General features: G+C 38.4%; 17 protein-coding genes, 1 tRNA gene and 1 pseudogene. 6 read left to right on the forward strand and 13 right to left on the reverse strand.

All coding sequences use genetic code 11. The annotated features are described in order from the left end of the window. Window positions 1–130: 130 nt before the first annotated feature. From H6G41_RS09310 to H6G41_RS09340, 7 genes are all read right to left on the reverse strand, one after another. On the reverse strand, window positions 131–628 hold the full coding sequence (locus H6G41_RS09310) for a hypothetical protein (RefSeq protein ID WP_190629509.1): 498 nt from the start codon (window positions 626–628) through the stop codon (window positions 131–133). A 286-nt stretch (window positions 629–914) separates the two neighbouring features. Further along, on the reverse strand, window positions 915–2,360 hold the full coding sequence (gene gltX, locus H6G41_RS09315; RefSeq protein ID WP_190745758.1) for a glutamate--tRNA ligase: 1,446 nt from the start codon (window positions 2,358–2,360) through the stop codon (window positions 915–917). A 141-nt stretch (window positions 2,361–2,501) separates the two neighbouring features. Beyond that, window positions 2,502–2,575 (reverse strand) — tRNA-Asp (locus tag H6G41_RS09320). Between the two features lie 326 nt (window positions 2,576–2,901). Further along, on the reverse strand, window positions 2,902–4,443 hold the full coding sequence (locus H6G41_RS09325) for a protein kinase (RefSeq protein ID WP_190745760.1): 1,542 nt from the start codon (window positions 4,441–4,443) through the stop codon (window positions 2,902–2,904). A gap of 100 nt (window positions 4,444–4,543) precedes the next feature. Beyond that, a complete protein-coding gene (locus tag H6G41_RS09330) occupies window positions 4,544–6,154 on the reverse strand; it encodes a serine/threonine-protein kinase (protein ID WP_190745762.1) in 1,611 nt (536 codons plus the stop codon). A gap of 325 nt (window positions 6,155–6,479) precedes the next feature. After that, on the reverse strand, window positions 6,480–7,664 hold the full coding sequence (locus H6G41_RS09335) for an esterase-like activity of phytase family protein (protein WP_190745764.1): 1,185 nt from the start codon (window positions 7,662–7,664) through the stop codon (window positions 6,480–6,482). Window positions 7,665–7,841: 177 nt separating this feature from the next. Then, window positions 7,842–9,350: a TM0106 family RecB-like putative nuclease gene (locus H6G41_RS09340; protein WP_190745766.1), complete on the reverse strand. Its 1,509-nt coding sequence runs from the start codon at window positions 9,348–9,350 to the stop codon at window positions 7,842–7,844. A 144-nt stretch (window positions 9,351–9,494) separates the two neighbouring features. Between H6G41_RS09340 and H6G41_RS09345 the strand changes: the two genes are divergently transcribed. Continuing rightward, window positions 9,495–10,685 carry an aminotransferase class V-fold PLP-dependent enzyme gene (locus tag H6G41_RS09345; protein ID WP_190745768.1) on the forward strand — a complete coding sequence of 397 codons (1,191 nt, stop codon included), beginning with the start codon at window positions 9,495–9,497 and terminating at the stop codon, window positions 10,683–10,685. 73 nt (window positions 10,686–10,758) lie between these two features. On the opposite strand, the gene H6G41_RS09350 is transcribed toward H6G41_RS09345, so the two are convergent. After that, complete coding sequence (locus tag H6G41_RS09350) at window positions 10,759–11,121, reverse strand: hypothetical protein (protein ID WP_190745770.1); 363 nt, start codon at window positions 11,119–11,121, stop codon at window positions 10,759–10,761. Between the two features lie 586 nt (window positions 11,122–11,707). Here H6G41_RS09350 and H6G41_RS09355 point away from each other — a divergent pair. After that, a complete protein-coding gene (locus tag H6G41_RS09355) occupies window positions 11,708–11,983 on the forward strand; it encodes an NmrA family NAD(P)-binding protein (RefSeq protein ID WP_242037855.1) in 276 nt (91 codons plus the stop codon). Window positions 11,984–12,129: 146 nt separating this feature from the next. Here the strand turns inward: H6G41_RS09355 and H6G41_RS09360 are convergent, their stop codons facing one another. Continuing rightward, window positions 12,130–13,275, reverse strand: coding sequence for a glycosyltransferase family 4 protein (locus H6G41_RS09360; RefSeq protein WP_190745772.1), 1,146 nt, complete (start codon window positions 13,273–13,275; stop codon window positions 12,130–12,132). A gap of 161 nt (window positions 13,276–13,436) precedes the next feature. Continuing rightward, window positions 13,437–14,558: a glycosyltransferase family 4 protein gene (locus H6G41_RS09365; protein ID WP_190745957.1), complete on the reverse strand. Its 1,122-nt coding sequence runs from the start codon at window positions 14,556–14,558 to the stop codon at window positions 13,437–13,439. A gap of 1,001 nt (window positions 14,559–15,559) precedes the next feature. On the opposite strand from H6G41_RS09365, the gene H6G41_RS09370 reads away from it, so the two are divergent. From H6G41_RS09370 to H6G41_RS09380, 3 genes are all read left to right on the forward strand, one after another. Next, window positions 15,560–17,647 (forward strand): hypothetical protein, encoded by a 2,088-nt coding sequence (locus H6G41_RS09370; RefSeq protein ID WP_374939415.1) that lies wholly within the window; start codon window positions 15,560–15,562, stop codon window positions 17,645–17,647. A 576-nt stretch (window positions 17,648–18,223) separates the two neighbouring features. Then, on the forward strand, window positions 18,224–19,000 hold the full coding sequence (locus H6G41_RS09375; RefSeq protein WP_190745776.1) for a PIG-L deacetylase family protein: 777 nt from the start codon (window positions 18,224–18,226) through the stop codon (window positions 18,998–19,000). 224 nt (window positions 19,001–19,224) lie between these two features. After that, a complete protein-coding gene (locus tag H6G41_RS09380; protein ID WP_190745778.1) occupies window positions 19,225–20,334 on the forward strand; it encodes a glycosyltransferase family 4 protein in 1,110 nt (369 codons plus the stop codon). 242 nt (window positions 20,335–20,576) lie between these two features. On the opposite strand, the gene H6G41_RS09385 is transcribed toward H6G41_RS09380, so the two are convergent. From H6G41_RS09385 to H6G41_RS35025, 3 genes and pseudogenes are all read right to left on the reverse strand, one after another. Next, on the reverse strand, window positions 20,577–21,347 hold the full coding sequence (locus H6G41_RS09385) for an N-acetylmuramoyl-L-alanine amidase (protein WP_190745779.1): 771 nt from the start codon (window positions 21,345–21,347) through the stop codon (window positions 20,577–20,579). A 589-nt stretch (window positions 21,348–21,936) separates the two neighbouring features. Further along, window positions 21,937–22,227, reverse strand: a pseudogene (locus H6G41_RS09390) (peptide ABC transporter ATP-binding protein); the annotation flags it as partial. Continuing rightward, on the reverse strand, window positions 22,178–22,792 hold the full coding sequence (locus H6G41_RS35025; protein ID WP_190745781.1) for a transporter substrate-binding domain-containing protein: 615 nt from the start codon (window positions 22,790–22,792) through the stop codon (window positions 22,178–22,180). The pseudogene H6G41_RS09390 and the gene H6G41_RS35025, both read right to left, overlap by 50 nt. A 529-nt stretch (window positions 22,793–23,321) precedes the next feature. Between H6G41_RS35025 and H6G41_RS09400 the strand changes: the two genes are divergently transcribed. Further along, window positions 23,322–23,633 carry a hypothetical protein gene (locus H6G41_RS09400; protein WP_190745783.1) on the forward strand — a complete coding sequence of 104 codons (312 nt, stop codon included), beginning with the start codon at window positions 23,322–23,324 and terminating at the stop codon, window positions 23,631–23,633. Window positions 23,634–23,638 lie beyond the last annotated feature (5 nt).

Here is a 23,638-nt window from a genome sequence, read left to right on the forward strand (position 1 = left end):
TGGGAGCGCCTACAAGCACCCACCACCAAATGAAGCAATTCAAAATTCAAAATTCAAAATTCAAAATTAAAGACAGCTACCCTTTGTGGGTGGGGTTTCAACCTTTGCGAATTTTGATAAAATCTAGCCCCTACTTCACTTCTGTAATTTGCAGCGTGTAAGGCAAATACTTATCTTGGACATAGGAACCCACCCAAATTTGGTAAGTTCCGGGGAGCCATTCACCCGCAATACCAGGATTTTGACCATCTGACAACTCGTCATTGCACCAGATACCACCAGGCCCTTTGACGATAATTGTCGTATCTTCAGGACTTTGCACTTGCACCTTCAAGTAGTCAAATTTACTAGTTAACTCTAATTTATGGTCTGGAGCTTCATCGACAAATCCCGTACAGGGGCCAGTGGGAGTAGCCGGACGCTTTGATACTTGATTTCCGGGAATTGAGCCGCCACTCATCCCCCGAACTGTAAACGGATCTGGGGAAAAATTTTTGCCGATGGTAACATCTCCAAATATGGGTGGTGTTTGTTGCGTATCCGCTCTGGTGTAAGTTGTTGATGTAACGAAGAATGCAAGTATCAAAAATGGTAAGCTTATCCCTTTATTGAAGGCTATTTTCGGCATTTTAACTACATGGTTATCTAAGTGTAGATAAAGACATTAATTTTACACAAAATGTTCCCGAACAATAGAATAATTAACTAGGTTGTTATTGGGCATTGGGCATTGGGCATTGGGCATTGGTCAACAGTTAACAGTCAACGGTCAACGGTCAACAGTCAACAGTCAAGCATCATCAATTGTTCTGGTTGCTTTAATTATTAATAAAGGCGCACATAGGTACGCCTCTAAAAATCTAAAATTTTTATAAAGACTGGTAGTTTGTCGCTGTATCAGATGCGATCGCTATTTAACTACCAGCAGTTATGGCTTGATTCAAACGCGAGCGATCTAAACCAATTTGGTTGAGTAGTAACCAAGATTGAATCAAATCGGGGCCGTGAACATCTCCTGTTAAGCCGGCGCGGAGCGATCGCATTACTAAACCTTTCTTGACATTTTGCGCTTTGACTACTTGCTTGATAATCTCCTGGGCGCTGGCTTCGTCTAATTTTTCTTGATTGTCTAAAGCTGTCAAAATGCTTTGCAGCGCCGCCGCAGAACCTTCTTGCTGCAATTGTTTCACTGCTTCTTCGCTAAATTCTACGGTATCGCTAAAAAACAGTTGGCTTTGCTCTACCGCATCTTTGAGGCGAGTTAAGCTAGGGGCAATTAACGCTACTAGCTTTTCTAACCAAGCTCGTTCTCTGCCACCCTCAAATTTAAAACCAGCTTCTTCCCAATAAGGTATGAGTAAATCTGTCAGCTTGTCTACTGGGGTATGGTGGATGTACTGACTGTTTAACCAATCTAACTTCGCCCAGTCGAACTTTGCACCGGCTTTATTCACACGCTCAAAGCCGAAGTCTTTCGCTGCTGATTCTAAGGTAAATATTTCTTGAGTCGAGTCTAATGGTGACCAACCCAACAAAGTCATGTAATTAACTAAACCTTCAGAAGTAAAGCCTAATTTTTTAAAATCAGAAATCGAGGTTACGCCATCACGCTTCGACAGCTTGCGCCCTTCCATATTTAAAATTAGCGGTGAATGGGCAAATTCGGGTATTTTTGCTCCCAAGGCTTCGTAAAGCAGAATTTGCTTAGCTGTATTGGCGATATGGTCTTCACCCCGGATGATATGGGTGATTTGCATATCTATATCATCAACTACAACCACAAAGTTGTACAACGGTTGACCAACTCCGGCTTCGGAAGCGCGAGCAATGACCATATCACCGCCCAAATCGCTACCGCGCCAAGACATTTTGCCTCTAACTAAGTCATTCCAGACAATTTCCCGCTCATCTTCAATTTTGAAGCGAATAACAAAACTACGTCCTTCTGCTTTAAAAGCCGCTTCTTGTTCTGGGGTAAGATTGCGGTGACGGTTATCATAACGCGGTGCTTCCCCTTTAGCTTTTTGCGCTTCTCGTAAAGCTTCTAATTCTTCCGAGGTGGTATAACAGCGATAAGCTAACCCTTGTGCTAAGAGCTTTTCTACTGCTTGTTTATAGAGATCCAGGCGTTGAGATTGAAAAAATGGCCCCTCATCCCAGTTCAAACCCAACCAGCGCAAACCCTCGAGAATATTCTCTGTATATTCAGGACGCGATCGCTCTAAGTCTGTGTCTTCAATCCGCAAAATAAACTTCCCGCCGTGGTGACGAGCAAATAACCAGTTAAATACAGCAGTTCTCGCTGTACCAATATGTAAATTTCCCGTGGGACTGGGAGCAATCCGAACTCTAACTGTCACAGTTCTTTCTCTCTTTCTCAAAGCACGATCACTATAACAAGCGCTGAGTTTTAGGCGATCGCTAATGAGATAGAATTTACAAATAAACTTCTTCCACTAGCGTCTACTTAAGACTCAGCACTTGTAACTTATCTAATTCAACGGGACTGACGGGGCTCGAACCCGCAACTTCCGCCGTGACAGGGCGGTGCTCTAACCAATTGAACTACAGTCCCTCAATCGGCAACTTTGTTATTATGTACCGTTTCACTTGGGTTGTCAACTATCTGGAAGAAAAATTTCGGGCATGGGGCATTGGAAACAATTTTAGATTTTAGATTTTGGATTTTAGATTAGACCTAGCTTGAAAAAGTCCTAATTTTCGCGTTCTTCTTTGCGCCTTTGCGGCTACCCTGAGGGAAGCCGCTCCGCGTCTATGCGTGAGCTTGTCAAATGATTAATCAACAACACCAAAAGATTTATGCAAGAAGTCTATTGAATTCCAATCCAAAATCGTAAATCCAAAATCCAAAATTTCTTGTCCCCCCTTCGCCATATCTCTTCACACAACACCCGCTCCCACAGCGGGGGGCTTTGCGCCTAAACGCTGCTGAATCTGGGATTGCATTTGCTTATACTGCTGCTTTAAGATGTTTTTGCTCAACTGGGCTTGAGCAGAATTTGGTAAGCTTTGGCTCTGTTTTACCCAAGTTTTCAAGAGTTGTCGCTGGGTGGGATCGATGTAACTGCTGATAACGCTGATACAGGAATGGGGTGGTTCGAGAGTAAATAAAATTAACGGGTAGCGTTCATTTTCTGCTAAGGCAGTTACTAGGCGTTGATTTTGTGGGTTTTGCATATCTAAGTAGCAAGGTAGCCACTTAGGTACAAGTAGGCGATTGTATAAAACTGTCAGCCACAGTAGCATCGGGTGAGGGGATGTAATAAACAGAAATTCGTTGTGACGAATTGAAAGGCTGCGTTTTTTGATTTCTTGACTGGATAACATCAGCCACAGCGCTCCTACAGATCCCGGTTCGGTATCGATAATTTGGGGAAAGACAATTTCTTGAATGGGTTTTTTCTCAGGCCAGGTAAGTTTGTAGCAGGCTTGTTCTACAGCTAGGGGTAACTCAGAGTTCTTGGGTAATTCTGGAGGGAGATGGTTGTCTACTAACCCCGTACTGGTATTTGACGGCAAGGTGAAATAATGGGAGCGATTGATTTTTTCCAACACTTGCAGCAGTTGAGCAATATTTTGGGGGCGATCGCTGGCTTTTTTCGCCAAACAAGCCATAATTAAATCATTTAATTCTCGGGGCAATTTTAGATTGGGTTTGACTTGAGCGATCGTTCTTGGCGCTTGAAAGTGATGTGCTTTATACCAAGCACCAAAATGATCTGTTTCTGGCTGCCAAGGTTTTTCACCTGTCAGCATTTCAAACATCATTACCCCTAAACTATAAATATCAGAGCGACTATCTAATTCTTCTGCTTCTAACTGTTCTGGTGAACAATAAGGTAATGTGCCGTGAAATCCTTTATTGGTGCTATTAGTTGCGACATGATTTAAAAATTTTGCAATGCCAAAATCTAGGATTTTTACTAACTGACCTAAGATAGGGTCGGGAATAACTAATATGTTGGTTGGCTTAATATCTCTATGCACTAATGGATAAATATTGCCATCAATGTTGATACCTTGATGGGCACATTGTAAGCCCAAACAAATCTGGCGGATTAAAGTCATAAACATAGGCAAGTTCATCGGAATTAATTCCTTTAAACACTTACCCGATAAATATTCCATGACGTAAAAAGGATTGCCTGTTTCACTTACGCCATAATCATACGCTCTAACTATATGTATACTTTTTTGGCTCAAAGCTGCACTCATCAATGCTTCTTTGGCAAAATCCTTTTGCATCTTTGGTTCGCAAACAGTCTGAGCGAGGAATTTAATTGCTACTGGGGTTCCTCCCAGCAACATATCATTAGCTAAAAAAACCTTGCCCATACCTCCATTGCCAATTAACTCGAGCAGTTGATAACGATTGGCAAGTAACTTTGTCACTTTTGGAGATGCAAATGAGCTTTTATTCACCTTTACAACCTCTTAAGACTCCCCTTTATTAATTATTTATCCAAATTATAAAAATAATACTATTACTTAATTATTCTCAACTTAAATCCAGTCTGATAAATTATTTTTTTCTAAAAAAGTAATAATATATTTTTAATAGCCAATTTTTTAAACTTGTTTCTTTATTCTCTGGAATTTCTACTAATTTGCGGATGATTCCAGGTTTTAACCTTTCATAATCTGCCTTTAAAATGATTTTTGCTTGCTTGGTAGAGATAAATTCCTGGTAATTTTGCTTATTTGCTAACCAATCTGTTAAGTACTGACGCTGGCTAGCACTCAGGGTTAAGGTAATTACATGTTTACAATTGGTCGGCTCTTCTATAGAAAAAAATAGTAAGTGATAGTAGCCTGCTTCTACTAAACTCCGCACTATTTTTTGCCCCCGTCCATCATTCATATCTAAAAAGCAAGAGAGCCATTTTGTTTGGGATTTTTGGGCATTATGTAAGACTGTAACCCATAATATCATGGGATAGATATTCATTTTAGCAATAAATTCAGTGCCATATTTTTTATCTAAAAATTTGGCAATTTCTTGTTTCGGTAACATTGCCCAAAAAGTGGGAATAGTACCTTGTAATGTATGTAATAAGTAGGGAAAGCCAATTGGTGCAATTGGTCTATTCTTTGGCCAGGTTTTTTGTAAGCATTCTTTTTCTGTTAATGAAGTTACAGGTACTATTTGTAGAGTAGATGGCTGTAAGTTATCATCACTATTATTAGTAGCTGACTGTTCGATTTGTAATTTGATTTGGTCTAAATTAGTCAAAATTTCTTTGATACTTTGCGGGCGATCGCCTACTTCTTTGGCTAAACAACTCATCACTAATTTCTGCAATTTTGGCGGAATCGCTAATTGAGAATTTACTTCCTCAAATGTAGGTGGAATTTGAAAGTGATGGGCTTGATACCAAGTACCAAATGAGTTACTTGTTGTTTGAAATGGATGTTTTCCTGCCAGCATTTCAAACATTAAGATGCCTAAACTATAGATATCAGAACGCACATCTAGTAGTTTGCGTCCTTCCATGTGTTCGGGAGAGCAGTAAGGTAAACTACCGATAAAGGAGTCAGTCAGTGTCATCCCACTGCGCTCTGTTAAAAATTTTGCAATGCCAAAATCAAGAATTTTGACGATATTATCTTTTTTCAGTTCTTCTAACAAGAAGATATTTTCTGGTTTAATATCTCGATGAACAACGGGATAGTTTTCTCCTTTGAGGATGATACCTTGATGAGCGCATTGCAAACCCAGACAAATTTGTTGGCAAATATCTAATATTTTTGTTAAAGATAATGTTTGATTTTTCAGAATACGTTTGAGATTTTTACCTTGGAGATATTCCATCACATAAAAAGGAATATTTTCTTCGGTAACACCATAACTAAATACCCGGACAATATTTTTACTTTTACGTCCTAATTGTGCGCCAATAAAGATTTCTCTAGCAAATCTTTGGGATATTTGCTGACTTCCCAAGCTAAGTGATAGGATTTTGACTGCAACTGCCATTCCACCTTTGGCAACATCTTCTGCTAGGTAAACCCTACCCATTCCTCCTTTGCCAATTAAATCTCTAATTAAATAGCGGTTATTTAAAAATTTTCCAATATAAATATCTAATTCAGTTTTGGAGTTGGCTAGATTCGGAATTGGATTCTGCACCATAAAATTACTGATTTTAAAAATTAGATAGTTATTAACATAACTCTCTTTAAAACTATATTTTATCTATAAAAAACGTTAATAATTTTAGAGAATTTATCATGTCGAGTAAAATTTACTCCAAACCTTGGTGAATTTTTAATAAAATTACAAAAAATTATCTGTAACAGTTCTTAAACATGGTGTAACATATTTGTTTTGCAAAATGTATGGGAGATTCCACTGAATCCCTAAATCAGGATGGTGGTTTCACCCCTTATTTTGCGTAAATATACGTAAAATTTAGAACCAAAGTCCTGATTAAAAAGTCATTACCAGCAGCTAAAATTTAGCGTTGGAAAATGGGGATGAGACGCCGTAAGACTCTCATCAGAGGTGATTCGATTTTCAGCTTAAAGGCTAGGATTTGGGTACGTTGTAAAGAGTTAAAATTGTTGTCGCTGACAAGTATTAATGAGCGTTGACCATCAGGTAATTTGGGGCCGAGGGTTAAGCCTTCGATATTGTCGAGCAGTACTTCTAAACCTCGCAAGTCTAATAACAGTTTTTTTTGAACGGGTTTGATTTTTTGGGAGTTAATACTTAAGAGGCTATCGATATGCCCAATATCATCAGCACCTTCTAGGGAAACCTGAAATAATAAAATAGCAAATCCTAAGCCGGTAAACGACCGTTCTAAACTCAGGAAATTTCCCCGATCGTCAAGGGCAACTAAATCAGGCAATCCGCTAGCAAACTTACCAGTAAAATTCAAAAAGGATGATATTGGTTCAGTTTGATAAAGGTATTCCTTTTCTGGCTGCTGGGTTTGTAAATTATACTGTATAATTCGGCAGGAAGTGCTGGTATTAGGTTGCGCTTCTACACCATCTTGAATTAGAGCATTTTCAGTGGCTGTAAATAGCTTTGCTTCGTTTGGTGTAATGGTGAGGTTTTCAAAAGCCAAATTATCGCGGATACCATACTGACCATTTTTAGCGGGTAAAAATTTGTTTGGTATGGGTAGTGTTGTAATTACCTTACCAGTAGATAAAGAAAATTCTTTAATAAAAGGATTAACGAGTTCTTTAGCATCACCTTCCGAAGAAACAAAGACAGTATTTTTGCTAGTGAAGGCAATTCCTTCGGTATCGCTGGTAGCTCTAGCAAACGTGTTACCATTTTCATTTAAGAGTGTTGTAACCGCAACAGGAACAACACCATTATTTTTGAGCGAACCTGTACTCAAATCTATTTTCAAAGTATAGAAACGAGTAGGAGCTTTTTCACTGCGGTCGTCAGAAATTGCATAATAAAGGTCTTTTTTGGGATCGTAGGTAATTCCCGATAAACCACCAACGGGGGTGTTTTGGAAGGACAATCCTTTAGGAAGAGTGGCTTGTCCGATAAACTGGATCTGACTAACGGTAACAGCCGCTGATGCGATATTGCTCCAACAAAGACTGATAATAAGTATGGGGATAATAAAATAAATAATTCTTCGTCTAGCGAAAATTTTTTGGATAAGCTGCATGGATAGCGATCGCTAAAATTAAAGTGTCAAAGTCACCAAACACAATATCATTGAATTAAGGCAGATGGTAGAAGAAGGGGTGAGTGACTGTTGACTGTTGAGTGATGACTGTTGAGTGATGACTGTTGAGTGATGACTGTTGAGTGATGACTGTTGACTGTTGAGTGTTGACTGTTGTTAGGCGGGGCGTAGATAGTATTCTTTTTGGAAAAATTGTACTAGCCAGTCTTTGACGTTGCGGGTGGCGAGGCAGTCATCTTCGTTGTAGCGTTGAATTATATCTAATAAAGTGCGATCGCCTGTCTCTAACCACAGGTCGTACCAGTAAATACACTTAGCTCCACTAGCTTCTTTATCGCGCCATTCAAACCCTAACCAACGCGCAATGGCTTTTAAAGCGTAGCTTTCTATCGGTAAGGCGACGCTTTGAGTTAATTGTTCATAAACATCCACAAATCTATTTAATATCGGACGCACAGAAGAATAGGGAGTTTGGTAAAGCTTTGCTAGTCGTTTGACTGTGTCGAATTCGTAAGCACAAAAATGATAAATTGGGGCTTCGGGATATTGCCAAACCAAATCTAAAAATTGTCGCCACACTAATTCTTCGTCTTCTGGTTTTTCGGCTAACAGAGAATAAAACTGTTCTGTGTTGGTTTGCCTGTTGACTACCAAAACGCCTAAGAGATAATTTAAATTTAAGTCCGGCTGTGCCTCAATATCAAAATAAATCTCAATAGGGGCTGTGTAAGTAATAGTTTCTAAAGGTAAGGGGTAAGGTAAGATAAACGGACGATTTTGCAGTACAGATTGAGCTTGTACTACTAATTTATGGGCTACCTCATGGTCAAAACCAGTAAGATTTTCGAGGATACTGGGACTGGTACTAGCTAGGGATTCCAGTGTATTTATCTCTAGTTCTTGGAGTTGAGTGTAGCGAACCGGTGTGACTCCCGGTAACAAAGAAAGGTGTTTTTGCGATTGAGCGATCGCGTAACATTGACTATACCAATGGCAAAGATTGCATTTTTGGCGAGAAATAAATACTTCTGCACCATCAGATGACTCTAAAGCTGCTATCAACTCTGACAATATCAGCTGCATCTGTGGCGTCCATTTCAGTAAATCTACTGCATAAGTATTTTCTCTGGTACGCAATTGCAATAAACCCGTGTGGGGTGAGGTTCCCTGGAATTTTGCTAAAACTTGAGCATGAAATGCAACTCCTACTTGATATTCCTGCTTGGGACGTTTCCCCATTTCCAAATTTGCGGGGACATACATCCAATCGCCAAAACGAGATTGTCCAGGTTGTTTTACGAGTAAATCTGGACAGCTGAGCAGGGTATATTTTTGATAATCTGGGGAAGCAGAGAAATTTTCACTTTCTGTATTTACCCATTCGTCGTAACTAACTAACAATATTCCCCGATGAATATATTCAACCCCACGTTGCATCAATTCTAAAGTTGCGGCTTGTCCAGCTTCCCAGTCTCTTCTGGGATAATCTGGCTGATGGTAAGACAAATTTGCCAAAATACTCTTTTGATAAGCAATTTTGTCTTGTTGCAGTTTTAGCAGCAACTCATTGGGAGTGTCTCGCTGGGTTTTATCACCGCGACTATCTAGAAAAGGTCGGCGCTTACAGCGTTGATATTGCAGTAACAGATCGGCATTTATTAGCATTCCTTTAAGCTAGCAAGAATTAGCATTTTCTGGGAGTCCAAAGTCCATAGTCAACAGTTAACAGTCAACAGTCAAGGGTCAAGCGTCAACAATTTCTTAACCAATGACCACACACTATTTTTGCCAGTTTAATCCAAAATGAGTATGACTAGTTTTTCTGCCCTACAAAAGAATTTGCATAGCTATCGAGAGCAATTTCCAGCTTTAGCGAATAAGGCATATTTTAATTATGGCGGGCAAGGGCCAATGCCTCAAGGAGTAATGGCGGCGATTAGCGAAACTCAAATGCAAATCCAAAGCTTAGGCCCTTTTGGTAATGAAGTGGGGCGTTGGATTGGCTTAAACGTTAATGCGACAAAAGAAGCGATCGCATCTGAATTTAATGTACCAGCAAATACGATTACTCTCACAGAAAATGTCACAGTTGGTTGCAATATCGCCATGTGGGGTATTGAGTGGCGTTCTGGCGACCATATACTACTTTCCGATTGCGAACATCAAGGAATTATCGCTATTTCTCAAGAAATCAGTCGCAGGTTTGGGGTAGAAGTTACCACTTGTCCTTTGATGGATACTTTAAATATAGGTGATCCTGTAGAAGCGATCGCCCAAAATTTACGCCCTAATACTCGTCTGGTGGTTTTAAGTCATATCCTCTGGAATACAGGTCAAGTTTTACCTCTAGACAAAATTGCCGAAGTATGCAGGAATAATAATTCGCTACTTTTAGTAGATGCGGCTCAGTCTGTTGGGGCTATGCCGTTAAACTTAACTCAATTAGGAGTAGATTTTTATGCTTTCACCGGTCACAAGTGGTTATGCGGCCCTGCTGGTGTAGGCGGTTTATATGTGCGTCCGGAAGTCAAAGCTAGTTTGAGTCCTACTTTTGTTGGTTGGCGGAGTGTGATTTTAAGCGATCGCGGTCAGCCGATAGATTGGAATCCCGACGGTAGTCAGTATGAAGTCGCAACATCAGATTATCCATTGTACGTTGGTTTAAAAGAGGCGATCGCTATTCATCGTCAATGGGGAACCGCAGAGGAACGCTATCAACAAATTTGTCGCCACAGTGAATACCTATGGCGACAATTAACAGTTTTACCTAATGTCAAATGTTTGCGGACATCTCCTCCCGAAAGTGGTTTAGTTTCGTTTCAACTAGCGAACCAAAAACCCCAAACTACTTTAAAGTTAGTCCAATTTTTAGAATCACAAAGGCTATTCATTCGCCAAATTCGCGATCCTGATTGTGTCCGCGCCTGCGTGCATTACTTTACTTTAGAATCAGAAATCGACCAATTAGTTGCAGCCGTACAAAAATTTACCTTGTCTTAGGAAATAGTAGACAAAGGGGGTGGGGAAATGACACCTAACAACTGACAACTGACAACTGACAACTGACAACTGACTATTGACTATTCCCAAAATCAAACTGTACTTGGGTTCCGTCATTCCCATTAAAAGATTGAACAGGAACAAAGAATACAGAACTATTTGGTGCTGATAGGGCTTCTGTTAATCGTGAATCTTCAGCAGTTATATTATTAGCTTGATTTTCATTGTAAGTAACTGCTGGATTTTTTTGCTCAAAAAAGATTTGAAAATCCTGTTGTGAACTTCGATTATTTATTCCCGTTAACGAATCACCAGTGATTGCATCATATTGTTGTATATCTAGGTTTGCTGCCCCTGATGACTGTGCTTGAACCGGGCTTACTAAGCTTGTAAAAGCTGTCATGATTGCTAGCAAAGTAACAATTCTAGCGTTCATAAATTTTATCCCAATTCTTTGAGTAGTTTTTGTTTTTATTGTCCTAGAGATTTTTTTCATGAACCTATAATAAGGTTCATCTTTACAATTAATTGTAATTAACTATACTTAACCAGTCAATAAAATCTCATGTATCTTAAGGTTAAATTTAATTTTTAATTAAAGCAGGCAGAAGGATAATTTTTAGCGTTTGTTATGCCTTGATTTTAAATATTTTTAAGAAATATTGCAAATTATATGGAATTCCTACATTTTTATAATCATTAATTAATGCAGCGAAAAAATAAAGTGTCTTTGATGAGCTTATAAATGTTATGCATCTGCCAAAAGTATGAATTTTATAATTGAAATTGAGAGCGATCGCATATTTTTGCTTGGTTTTTAGCAAGTGCTTAAGTACGGCAAAATCGACCAAATAAAGCCCTAACTATTAGCGTATTTTCCCTTCATAATTAATGTGATTAAAATTAAATTGTAAGTAAAGATGAGTCAGTCAGAGTTTGAAGACTGGCTTTATACCTATAAATCAAAATCATAGTAATTTCATTAGTCGATTTTTATACTTCTATCTATTTCAAGGTCAAAAATGAGTAAAGTTCTACTTATTGGCGTAACTGGTGGTACTGGTGGGAATGTCGTCAAAGGCTTCCTCGAACAAGGCGTGACTAATCTGCGTGCAATCACCAGGAAAATAGACCTTAATCGTATTTCTTTATCCAAGTTGAATAATGCCAAAGTTGAGCTAGTTGAAGCTAACCTAGATGATGCAAACTCCCTTAGTGCAGCTTTTTCAGGAGTTACAGCAATTTACTGTCACGCTACGAAAATATTGGATGGTGAAATATGTTGTTTTTGGAATTAAAAATAACTAGTTAGGGTTGTCATTTGTTATTAGTCATTGATCATTTATGCAGATTTTAAGCCTAATATCAATTTGAACAAAAATACGACAAATTGTAGGGGCAAGACAGTGCATTGCCCTCTAGAATATATTGATATGTCGCTTAATTATCTAAACTTAGATAATAAAACTTGGGAAATTTGCTGATTAATACTTGTGATATCAAATCGCTGAGTCGCCATTTTTCTGGCATTATGAGCCATAGTTGCACTGTTATGTCTTTGATGTAAACAAGCAGTAATTACTTGTGCTAATTCTTGAGAGTCTTCTGGTTGAAATAAAAAACCGTTGATTCCCGGTTTAATTAATTCCATCGCACCTCCAGCTTTACTAGCAACTACAGGCGTACCAGACAACATAGCTTCCACAATGACTCTACCAAAGGGTTCTGCAAAAGTGGAGGTATGGGCAACTAAGTCACAAGCTGCCATTAACTGCGGAATATCAGAACGGAAGCCTAAAAATTTAACGCGGTTTTCTAGTCCTAATGCCGTAATTTGTCGATGTAATTGTTGAACATATTCTTGTTCGCCAAATAAGGCTTCTCCAACTAAAATTACTGTTACTTGTTGGGGACATTGGGCAAGGGCATCAAGTAATATATGTTGTCCTTTCCAAGGTGAAAGACGGCTAAAATGTCCAATGACAAATTTTCCAATTAATCCTAATTCTTGCTGTATTTGTCTAACATCAAATTCGTTAATTTGATAAGTTTTTGGTTCAAAGCCGTTATAGATAACTGTGGTAAGTTCTTTCCTTCCGCCTGCTTCTATAAAGGCTATTTGACTGGCTTGAGAATTAGCAATTACTAAGGATGCACAACGATTAGCTAAGTTAACGGCAATACGCCGGTTACTCAGGCTAAAGTGTTCTTTCGAGAGAATATCATGTAAATGATAGACCAGAGGACGACGGGCAAAAAAACTCGCGATCGCACCGATAACTAATGCTTTTTGAGTATTGGCATAAATTACATCGTAGTTCTTTGCTCTGTTAATTACCTTAGTAATTAATGGTATGATTTGTCTTAAGCTTTTTAATGCTTGAAAAAAACTACTTCCTTTTTTAACTTGAATTGCTCGATCAGTTAAAACTTCTACAGGAATTTGATTTTCCTGTAATAAAGTCTTAAATGGGCCATCTGTGAATAAGCCCACAAGACAGCGATCGCGATAGGGTTTAGCAATATCTATTAAACATAGTTCTGCACCCCCTGGTTTACCACTTTGGTCTAAAAACAGGATTTTTAACATATTGATCAGTTGTTATTGGGCATGGGGCATTGGGCATGGGGCATTGGGCATTGGGCAATTCAATTTTGGATTTTGGATTTGCAATTTTGGATTGGGTTTGAATCTAAAATCTAAAATCTAAAATCTAAAATCTAAAATTCCTTGTCCCGCTTCCCTAACCCCTATTCCCTCGCTCCTAATAAAACTTGCCGTACTTCTTGGGATATTTTCTGCCAGTTAAATTTGGTGGCGGCGTATTGGTGACAAGCTTCTCTAGAGGGAATTAATATGCTTCCTAGTAGGACTTGTTCTAATTTTTCAGCAATAGCTGAAACTTCTGTAGAGGTAGTAATTAAATCTGGAGATAAGGGTTCTAAAATTTCTGGCATTCCGCCAACGGGGGTACAGACAACAGGAGTACCACAAGCCAGAGATTCGATAATTGCTAATCCAAAGCCTTCAAAAGCTTGGCTGGGCATAATTGTTAAGTCAGCCGCTTGATAAGCTAAAGGTAAATGTTCATCAGGGAGAAAACCTAAAAATTTCACGTTGTCTTCTAACCCTAATTCTTTAGCTTGTTGTTCTAGTGCAGCTTGAATATGTCCTCTCCCAGCTATCGCTAACCAAACATCAGGAATTGTCGGTTTAATTATTGCTAATGCTTGCAATAATTTATCTAATCCAACTCGATGGACTAAACGTCGGGAGGTAAATAATATTTGACGATTATCAGGCCAGCCTAATTTGTTTCTTGCTTCTTGGGGTGAGAGGTTGGCTTGAAATCTATTAATATCAACTCCACCAGGGATAATGTGGATTTTATCCCAAGGAATTTGATATTGTTGATGTAAAATTTTACCAAATGCTTTGCTGAGGACGATAAAGCGATCGCAGCGTTTATAAGTATTTTTTTCGATCAGCCAGCGCTTGAGTAAAACACTCACTATTTTATTATCTGCTTCTTCTAGGCTCTCAGATGCCCAAGGTCCATGAAAGTTGAAGGTAATTGGTACCCCTGGCGGTAAAAGATCCAAAATCGGAAAACTGTACAATGCAAAATGTAAGTTAATCGCATCTGGTTTGTGGCTTCTGGTTTTTTGAAAATTCCTGCGAATCGACCATAATCTTTGCCAAATTACACTCTCTGGTTCTGCTAAATTAGTTAGCTTAATGGGGGTAGTTATTTGTGTATTTGGTAACCCTACTCCACATAATTCTACTTTGTCTTTATTCGCTGCTAATTGATGCGTTAAATCATAAATATAGCGTTCTAATCCTCCAGGTGTGTGCGGAAACCAGCCCATTCCTAATGTGAGTATAGATGCTGGCGCGATATTGTCTTTGCTAGGTTCCACCTATTGAACTCCTGTGATATATGGTAATTGCTTGCGGTAGTTTTTGTCCCCAACTCAACCACTTTTAGCATTCAACAATCAATTTACGTTGCTACTACTTTTATTCCGCACTCTATTACATCATCAGTACTTTTAGGAGTCCTATATAGGAAAAGTGTTATGATAAATTTACACAGAATTCTCTGTTTTAAACTATCTATATTGAAACGTCAACTATTAAATTTTGACTTGTATTTTTAATGACTCAATGATACTGATAATGATTAATCTGATACTTTTATCATAAAAAATTACTGAAATATTTACATTTTATCTTTCACAAGTAGGCGTACAATGTCAGATTCCTAGCGCAAAATTCTGTATTCAGATTTACTGTTTTTAATAATATAAAAGTGATGATTAATACCTGGTTTAAAAAACGCGATCGCTCGCAAAGTTAAATTTAAAAAAGCATGTGATTTTTATAAAGTTTTCGTAAACTAGTTATTTTTTATTTCCTAGCTTTGTTATTTATGTATATATCTTGTTAAATGCAAGATGACTGACTATGATGCAAAAATTTATTATTTAGGGCTGGACAATCTTAACTAAGCAAGCGCACAATAAATCTACCACTCTACAACAGCTAAGCTTGCATAGCGTCAAACATATCAGGGTTTTGACAATTAATTACGATTTGGCTAACTAATACCTATTATTCGCTAACAGGTATTAAATAATACTTTGTGATGGGTTATAGGCTCATATTCAAAAATATTCTCTGAAGCAAGAAAAATATAGATTTTTTGCCTTAGCCAGATAAATTTGGAGATTATATGAACTTAGGATTAATGCAAAAACTCAGCAGAATATATCATAAATTTAATCAATATATTAAAAAAATCTGGCGACAGCGGAATTTTCAGCAGAGAAAATTTTTCACATTTCTAATGTGTCTAATTTTCGGAGTGATGATTGCTTCAATGGGACTGACAACAGGTTGGACTGTCAGCGGAATGCCGACAAACACCTACAAAACATCGTGGATAGGTAATAGTTTTGGCGGTGGTAAATATTGGGTACAAAACAATATTGAAGCGATGTATGTTGCTAGAAATGGCACAGTATATACCAATAGTGTATGGGATGAAGCAGGTAGAGAAGCCGGAATATATAAAGATGGTAAGACTATTGGGATGGCTGAAGATACTCACGGATGGAGTCGTACTGGAGGTAAAGCCGTCACTGTAGATAGTAAATATCTTTACCTAGCAATACATCAAGGAAGCATTGGTAAAACCGAAAAAGATTATCCACCAGAGGGAACGGATTGGTACTGCGTGAGACGCTACGACTTATCGGGAAAACCTGCACCTTTTTCTGGTGGTCGTGGTTGGGATAAGAGTATGTTAATTGTCAGTACCAAGGGTGAGGTTACTGGCTTAGCAACTGTAAATCAAGAATTATATGTAAGTGATTCGGCTGCTAATCGGATTCGTGTTTATAGTACGGAAACGATGCAGGAATTACGCAGCTTTAATGTTAGCAGACCAGGTGCGATCGCTAAAGATCGTCAAGGTAATCTCTGGATTATTCAACCGAAAAAAGGTACTAATCCAGCAAAGATTGTCCATTATTCCCGCACCGGGAAACCATTACCGCCAGAGATTACGCAAGTTGTCGAACCAACTGCGATCGCTATCGATTCTCAAGGGAAACTTTTAGTTGCAGAAAATGGCCCTCGCCAACAAATATTGATTTACAACGTTACAGGTAAACCTGTACAAGTAGGGACATTTGGGACTAAAGGCGGTATTTATGCAGGTAACCCTGGAGAAGTCCAAGATTTAAAACTTTATGGAATTACAGGGTTAGGTACCGACGCAGCAGGGAATATTTATATCAACAATAATGGTTTTAATCGATCGGGAACAGATTTAAGAAAGTTTTCACCATCAGGAAAACTTCTTTGGCAATTATTGGGATTAATATTTGTCGATAATGCTGATACCGATCCCCAAAGTGACGGCGTGGATGTCTTCACCAAACAAGAACACTTTGTGATGGATTACAATCAGCCACCGGGGAAAAAATGGACTTTTAAAAATTACACCCTCAATCCTTTTAAATACCCTCAAGATCCCCGATTGCATACATCCCCAGATGCTACCTTTTTCCGTCGCATTCAAGGTAAGCCTTTTTTGTTTCTTTCGGATATGTATGCTAGTTTTCTGCAAATTTATCGATTTGATAACGGTAATAAGAGTAAAATTGCCATTCCATCAGCAATGTTTGTTGGAACTCGTGGCGACGGTAAACAATCAATTACAGGGAAATGGCCGCCTTATCAACCAGAAAAAGGTGAGTGGATTTGGCGCGATCGCAATGGTAATGGTAAGTTCGATGAAGATGAGTACGACAAGAGTGAAGATTATCCCTACTTAGGCGGTTGGTGGGTAGACAGTAAAGGCGATGTCTGGAAAACTTTGCGCACTCAAGATGGTATTGGTATTCGCCACTATCCCCTACAAGGACTAGATGATCGTGGTAACCCCATCTATGGCTATAGTTCCATGAAAAAGCAAAAGACTCCCAGCATGTTTACCGATTTGCGGCGGATCGAGTATCTTCCAGACACAGACACCATGTACTTGTCAGGGTTTACTGTAGAACATCCAGCCACAGGTGACGATAGTGGCGTTGTCGGATCGGAAATCATTCGGTTTGATAATTGGAGTCAAGAAAATCCCACACCCCGTTGGCGGATCGTCGTTCCTCACGACACCACAGGTAAGCGTGAAGTTTCCACCGCAGCGATGAGTGTAGCTGGAGACTATGTATTTGCTGTCACATTTAAAACCGCAGAAGTACATGTTTATAACGCCGCTACCGGAGTGCAAGTACAACAGTTCAAACCCGGCCCGGAAGTTGCAGGAGAAAGCGGTTGGATTGATATACCCTACGGTATCCGCGCTTTTCGGCGCAGCAATGGTGAGTACTTAGTATTTGTGGAAGAAAATTGGAAAGGTAAAGTAATTATGTATCGATTACAGAGTTAAATTTTTCAAAATTATAACTCATGAGATACCCGAATTCTTTAATAATTCGGGTATCTCATCGCTCCAAGATTAAATACTATTTATTTATGTAAGGTTCTCTATTTTGATTGCCAAATTAATAGTTAGATATTTTTCTCAAATATATCCATAATTATTAATTTAAATTGAATTAAAATATGTATCCAAGCAAGCATTGCTGTACTTATATGTGTTTAATTGAATTAGATCAAATAGCCCAAGCTAGATTTGTTTTTTAAAATCAGTATTTGTTTGGATAACAAATAAATATTATCTTTCTATTCAATATCAAATTGAATAGAAATTTGTGATGTTTATTAATTTCAAAAATAGTATTTACCAAAACTTTATCATTCTCTTGTTATTAATTGAAGATTTTTACAGAAAACACAAATATATTTGATGACAACACTTGTTGATTAAATTATGATGTCATAACAGCAATATCAATATTGAACAAAAAAAGAATATATAGAAATTGCTGAATCTGGAATCAGTAATAACTGCATATGGTAACTAAATATCTCAGTTGTTGGAGCATCATTAAAGTTAATAATTATGAATTTAAAAATGCATTTACAGCGAATCCAAACATTCATTCCACATAATTGGCTAGAGCATTTGCAATATTTACACTCTCGACTACTATTTCAATGGATTATTAAAAATGGAAGTCAGCCTCTAAAATTCAGCCAAAAATCAGCAATGGTGTTTTCACCTCACCAGGACGATGAAACCTTTGGCTGTGGTGGTACGATCGCTTGGAAACGAGAGCATAATATCCCAGTCATCATCACTTTTATTACTAATGGACAGGGTAGCAGTAATTCAGAGGATGGGCAAAATCAAATCGTCCAAATTCGTAAGCAAGAAGCAGTAAATGCATTAGAAATTCTGGGAGTAAAACCATCGGAAATTTATTTTTTAGAAAAACCTGATGGGAAATTACCAGATTTAGACAATGAAGAAAGACAACAAACAATTAAACAGATAGCTGAACTCTTAAACCGTTATCAGCCTGAGGAAGTATACGTACCTCATCGTAAAGATTGCCATCGAGATCATGAAGCCACCTATCAATTGGTGAAAGATGCGATCGCCCAAGCGGAAATTACAGTAGAACTCCTACAATACCCCATTTGGTTATTCTGGAGAGCGCCGCTATTTATTCTGCTCAAATTGCAGGATATAGCCGCAGCCTACTATGTTTCAATTTCCTCAGTTCAAGACAAGAAGAATCGAGCAATTTCTGCTTATTATTCGCAAATTTCCAGCCTACCTCCTGGTTTTATTCAACGATTTTTAGGCTCTCATGAAATATTTTTTAAGTCTTAATCATTGGTCAGGCTTTAAGTCTATTTACGGTTAGGATATAGTTTGGTTTTTTTACCAAATTATTTAGTAATCAATATTCATTGATAATACAGCCTACCTTCTAAGACTAGGTAGGACAAACCGATCAATCTCAGTAAAGAGGACTATCGAGTTCTTGATATCTGAGCTACTTTGCGGTGCTGAATCATCCATTTTCTATAAAAATTTCTGTGGAGAAAACTTAAATGCGCATACTACATATCACCAATCACGTACAAAAAATTGGCAATGGAATTGTGAATGTAGCCGTAGACTTAGCTTGTTTGCAAGCACAAAATGGCCATTCTGTAGCCGTCGCCTCAGATGGCGGAGAATACGAAGCATTATTTGCAGAAAATGGCGTAAAACATTTTCATCTCGATCAGTCAAGAACACCATTAAATATGCTCAAAGCTGCTTGGCGTTATCGAGAAATTATCCAAGAATTTCAGCCAGATATTGTCCATGCACATATGATGACAGGGGTTGTGCTAGCCGGAGTTTTGAAAAATAATGGTGAATATAGTTTAGTTTCTACCGTACACAATGAGTTTCAGCGCAGTGCTGTATTAATGGGATTAGCCGATCGCGTAATTGCTGTAAGTAATGCTGTTGCTGATTCAATGGTAAAACGTGGTATACCGCAGAGTAAATTACGAGTAGTTGCTAACGGGACATTACATAGTCCCCGTCATTGCAGTATTAAAGATTATGAACCAATGCCTTTATGTCGTCCAGCGATTACAACGGTAGCTGGAATGTACACTCGTAAAGGCATTGTGGAGTTAATAGAAGCATTTGTCAAAATTGCTCCCGACTTTCCCCAAGCACATTTATATTTAGTGGGGGATGGCCCCGATCGCGCTATGTTTGAAAAGATAGTGCAAAGTACAGCTTTTAGTGCGCGCATTCATTTTGAAGGCTTCCAAGCAGATCCCCAACGCTATATGCTTGCTAGCGATATCTTTGTCCTTCCTTCCCACTGCGAATCCTTTGGATTAGTGCTAACAGAAGCCAGAGAAGCAGGTTGTGCAATTGTTGCTAGCGATGTCGATGGGATTCCCGAAACTTTGGATCGAGGACAAGCTGGACTGTTAGTACCGCCAAAAGATAGTCAAACTTTAGCTAAGGCTTTAGGACATTTACTCAGCGATCCGCAACAATTACAAAAGTTGCAATCTCAAGCTAAACAAAATATAGAACGTTTTAGTGTCAAGCGGGTGAATGAGGAAACATTAAATGTTTATTCGGAATTAATCAAGAACTACAGTATGTTTAATGTCTTCAGAACTGAGGAATTTGCAGTTAGTAAATAAATTAATACCCATTTGGCAAAAGAATATAACAAATTGGTAGTGCTATCCCCTAGGGTCTGTTGCATTCTTTTTTCCAATTGATATTATTTCTCCAGCTTCTCTTTGCTTGTGCGGTTAGTCAAAAATGATTTTGTTAACCGCAGAGGACACAGAGAGCGCAGAGTCTAGATTTTTTTGAATCTAAACTCTAGCTTGGTAATAGAGAGATTGAGGGTAAAGTTTGTGGTTTGTAAAACAGTTTCTTACACAACTTTACAGTGTCCGGCAAACACAAAATGTGTATCTCGGTTTCCTTTGGTTTTGTCAGGCCACTTCACCCAATAATGCTGTTCTTCAAAACGAGCGTCTAAAACTGGGTATTTTCCAGGAGCAATCTCAATTAAACTCTCTTTAGGTAGATCTGAGGATTGATCGGTAGAGGGTTTTAATAAAGTTGCTGTTGTAATTTCCACAATATGCTCTTTATTATCTTTATCGTCTTTATCATCCTTAGCTGTTTCTTCTTTTGAATCACCAATTAATCCATCTTTGATGGCTTCAGCCATTTTTTCGGCATCAAAGATATCCATATCTTTTTGGGAATCACAAAAGCAGCATTCAATTAAAATAGCTGGCATTTGTGTATTTTTTAAGACGAATAGAGGTGTATTTTTTACGCCTCGATTAGCAAACCCTAATTTGACAATCTCTTTGAGAACTGATTGGGCTATACCTTTGGAGGCGTTACTCATGGCGAAAACTTCTGAGCCATGAACTTTACCATTGAATGCATTAAAGTGAATAGAAACATAAATATTCACATTGTTGGCATTCGCTTTATTGGTTCTTTGCGCTAGAGAGTTTGTGACGTTACTAGCTGTTTTTGGGGTGCAATCAATTACTGTATGACCTGCTGCTTTTAGTTTTTGCATGAGCAGGTTACCGACGGCTTTAGTTAAGTCATCTTCTTTTTTTATACCTAATGCTCCTGTGTCAGGGTGGCAATTATGGCCAATATCAATACCAAATTTCATAATTATCTCCTGTGTATTAGCTGAAAAATATAAGTTGTCTGTATCAGCAATTACCTATGGTAGTCTAAGAGCGATCGCCTGAATGGTAAGAATAAATAAGTAATTACTCTATCTTTAGGTAAAGATAACCGTAATTTGATTTTAAATTGGGAATATCTCCCAATATTTGGTTAATAGAGAAGCTAGATTAGCAATTAAGACTGAATATCTCGCTTTTTCTCCTCTAATTTTATCTGATGTGCTTGCTTAAAAGTGTAAAAGTTTATAACCAGTGTTTGGGATAAGTCCTCTCTTGTGCCAGGTTATTGAAGACTACAGCACAAAGTACCAAAATTACGGAACCTTCTAATGCTGGTGTGAGCAAAAATTGCCGAAATGCTTTTGTAATTGAATCTGGGTAAGTAGTTGGACAAAAATATTTACAGTCATTGCGAGCAAAGCGAAGCAATCCCAAGCCTTACGATTGAGTCATTCCGCTTCGCGAACGCTCCATTCGCAATGACATTGTGTAATTAATTCTGTCAGACTACTGATATAGGTGTGGGGATTTGGGGATTGATTTCCTAGAAATTATGGGTGCGGCTTAGTGCTAGAGCATTTTTTCTAAGAATTGCTGGGCGCGATCGCACTGGGGATTGTGGAAGAATTGGCTAGGGGTGGTATCTTCTGCTAAAACCCCACCATCGAGAAACATAATCCGACTGGCGACTTCTCTAGCAAATCCCATTTCATGGGTGACAATCGCCATTGTAATTCCTGTGTGGGCTAAAGCTTGCATCACTTCTAGCACATCTTTAACCATTTCCGGATCTAAAGCTGAAGTGGGTTTATCAAATAAAATCATCTCTGGTTCCATCGCCAAAACGCGGGCGATCGCTACTCATTGAGGTGTAAGCATTAGCTAGCCAAGTAAGGGGCTTGATTCCGGTAATTTTTGTAACTTTTTCGGCAATTTTTTTCGCATTTTGTTCTTGAATAGTTCCCAATTGTACGCCAACTTTTTTGCCAGCTAAATCTTGCGACTGTTTGAGATTGCTATTTTTAGGAGCGACAATGGTATCTTTAGCCTCGTAATAAATCAGAGAAAAATCGACATTTTTCTTACGTTCTGGAGTTGGAGTCATCCCCGCCATGACAAAATCGGCGCGATTGGCTTGGAGTGCGGGAATTAAGCCATTAAAATCAGATTCCATGATTTTGAGTTTAAACCCCAGTTTTTGCGCCAGATTTTTGGCAATATCTACATCAAAGCCAACAATTTGCCTTTCACCGCCTTGAGTATCATAAAATTCATAAGGCGGATAATCGGGGGAAGTCACCATCGTTAGGGTATCTTTACCCAAAGGTGAAGCCGCTTTGAGAGTATGACTTTGACCTGCGATGATAGTGATAAATAGCATGGCTGCAAACAGCATCGTTAACAGCCGGAATTTTCTTTTCTGCATCAGAATTACTCTGGTAAACCTCTACATCAAACAATTTAGATGTTACTCATAAACATCGAACTAGATTTACTCAAGGTGTCTTAGACTCATAAATATTAATAATTTTTTTACTTTGCTTATCGACGTTATTTCCTAGTTTCAAGAAAAGGTAATAAAAATACCCCAGTCATTCTTTGAGTGTCTGGGGTTTTCTATTGGCTTTCATTGGATCAATCTGAGATTCACAAAGGCTAATGCCTCATAAATTACGAAGAATACCCTTCTTCTAAATACTTCGCTGTGCCCGAAAGTGTGCTGTAGATGTACCCTTCGGGTTGTTTGTGGGGTGTATAGAATCTCGGAAAAACCGTTTTTCTAAATACTTCGCTGTGCCCGAAAGTGTGCTGTAGATGTACCCTTCGGGTTGTTTGTGGGGTGTATAGAATCTCGGAAAAAAACTGTTTTTCTAAATACTTCGCTGTGCCCGAAAGTGTGCTGTAGCTGTACCCTTCGGGTTGTTCTTTGATTAACAATTAATGAGGTTATTAAAATGCCAGAATTTTTGATTAATTTTCATGAAATTCCCGGTGTTCCTGTTGGACGTATCTTTGTTCCTCATACCTTTACCAGAAAATCTACTTTTCAGCGTTGGTACAGGTCTATTCGCATTCAACGTCAAACTGTCTATGCTACGGGAATAGTAATTTGGTTTATTGCTCCTGTATCGGTATATCGCCGTCTTGCATTTTTTTATCCTCATCCTGTTCATGCGGCTTATACTCACTATATTTTGAATTCTGCTTCTACATTCTTCAAGGGGCTGAAACCACCGCATCTTAATGATATTGAGTATCTTGACTAATCTTA

The sequence above is a fragment of the Tolypothrix sp. FACHB-123 genome, from assembly GCF_014697075.1.
Classification (GTDB): domain Bacteria; phylum Cyanobacteriota; class Cyanobacteriia; order Cyanobacteriales; family Nostocaceae; genus Aulosira.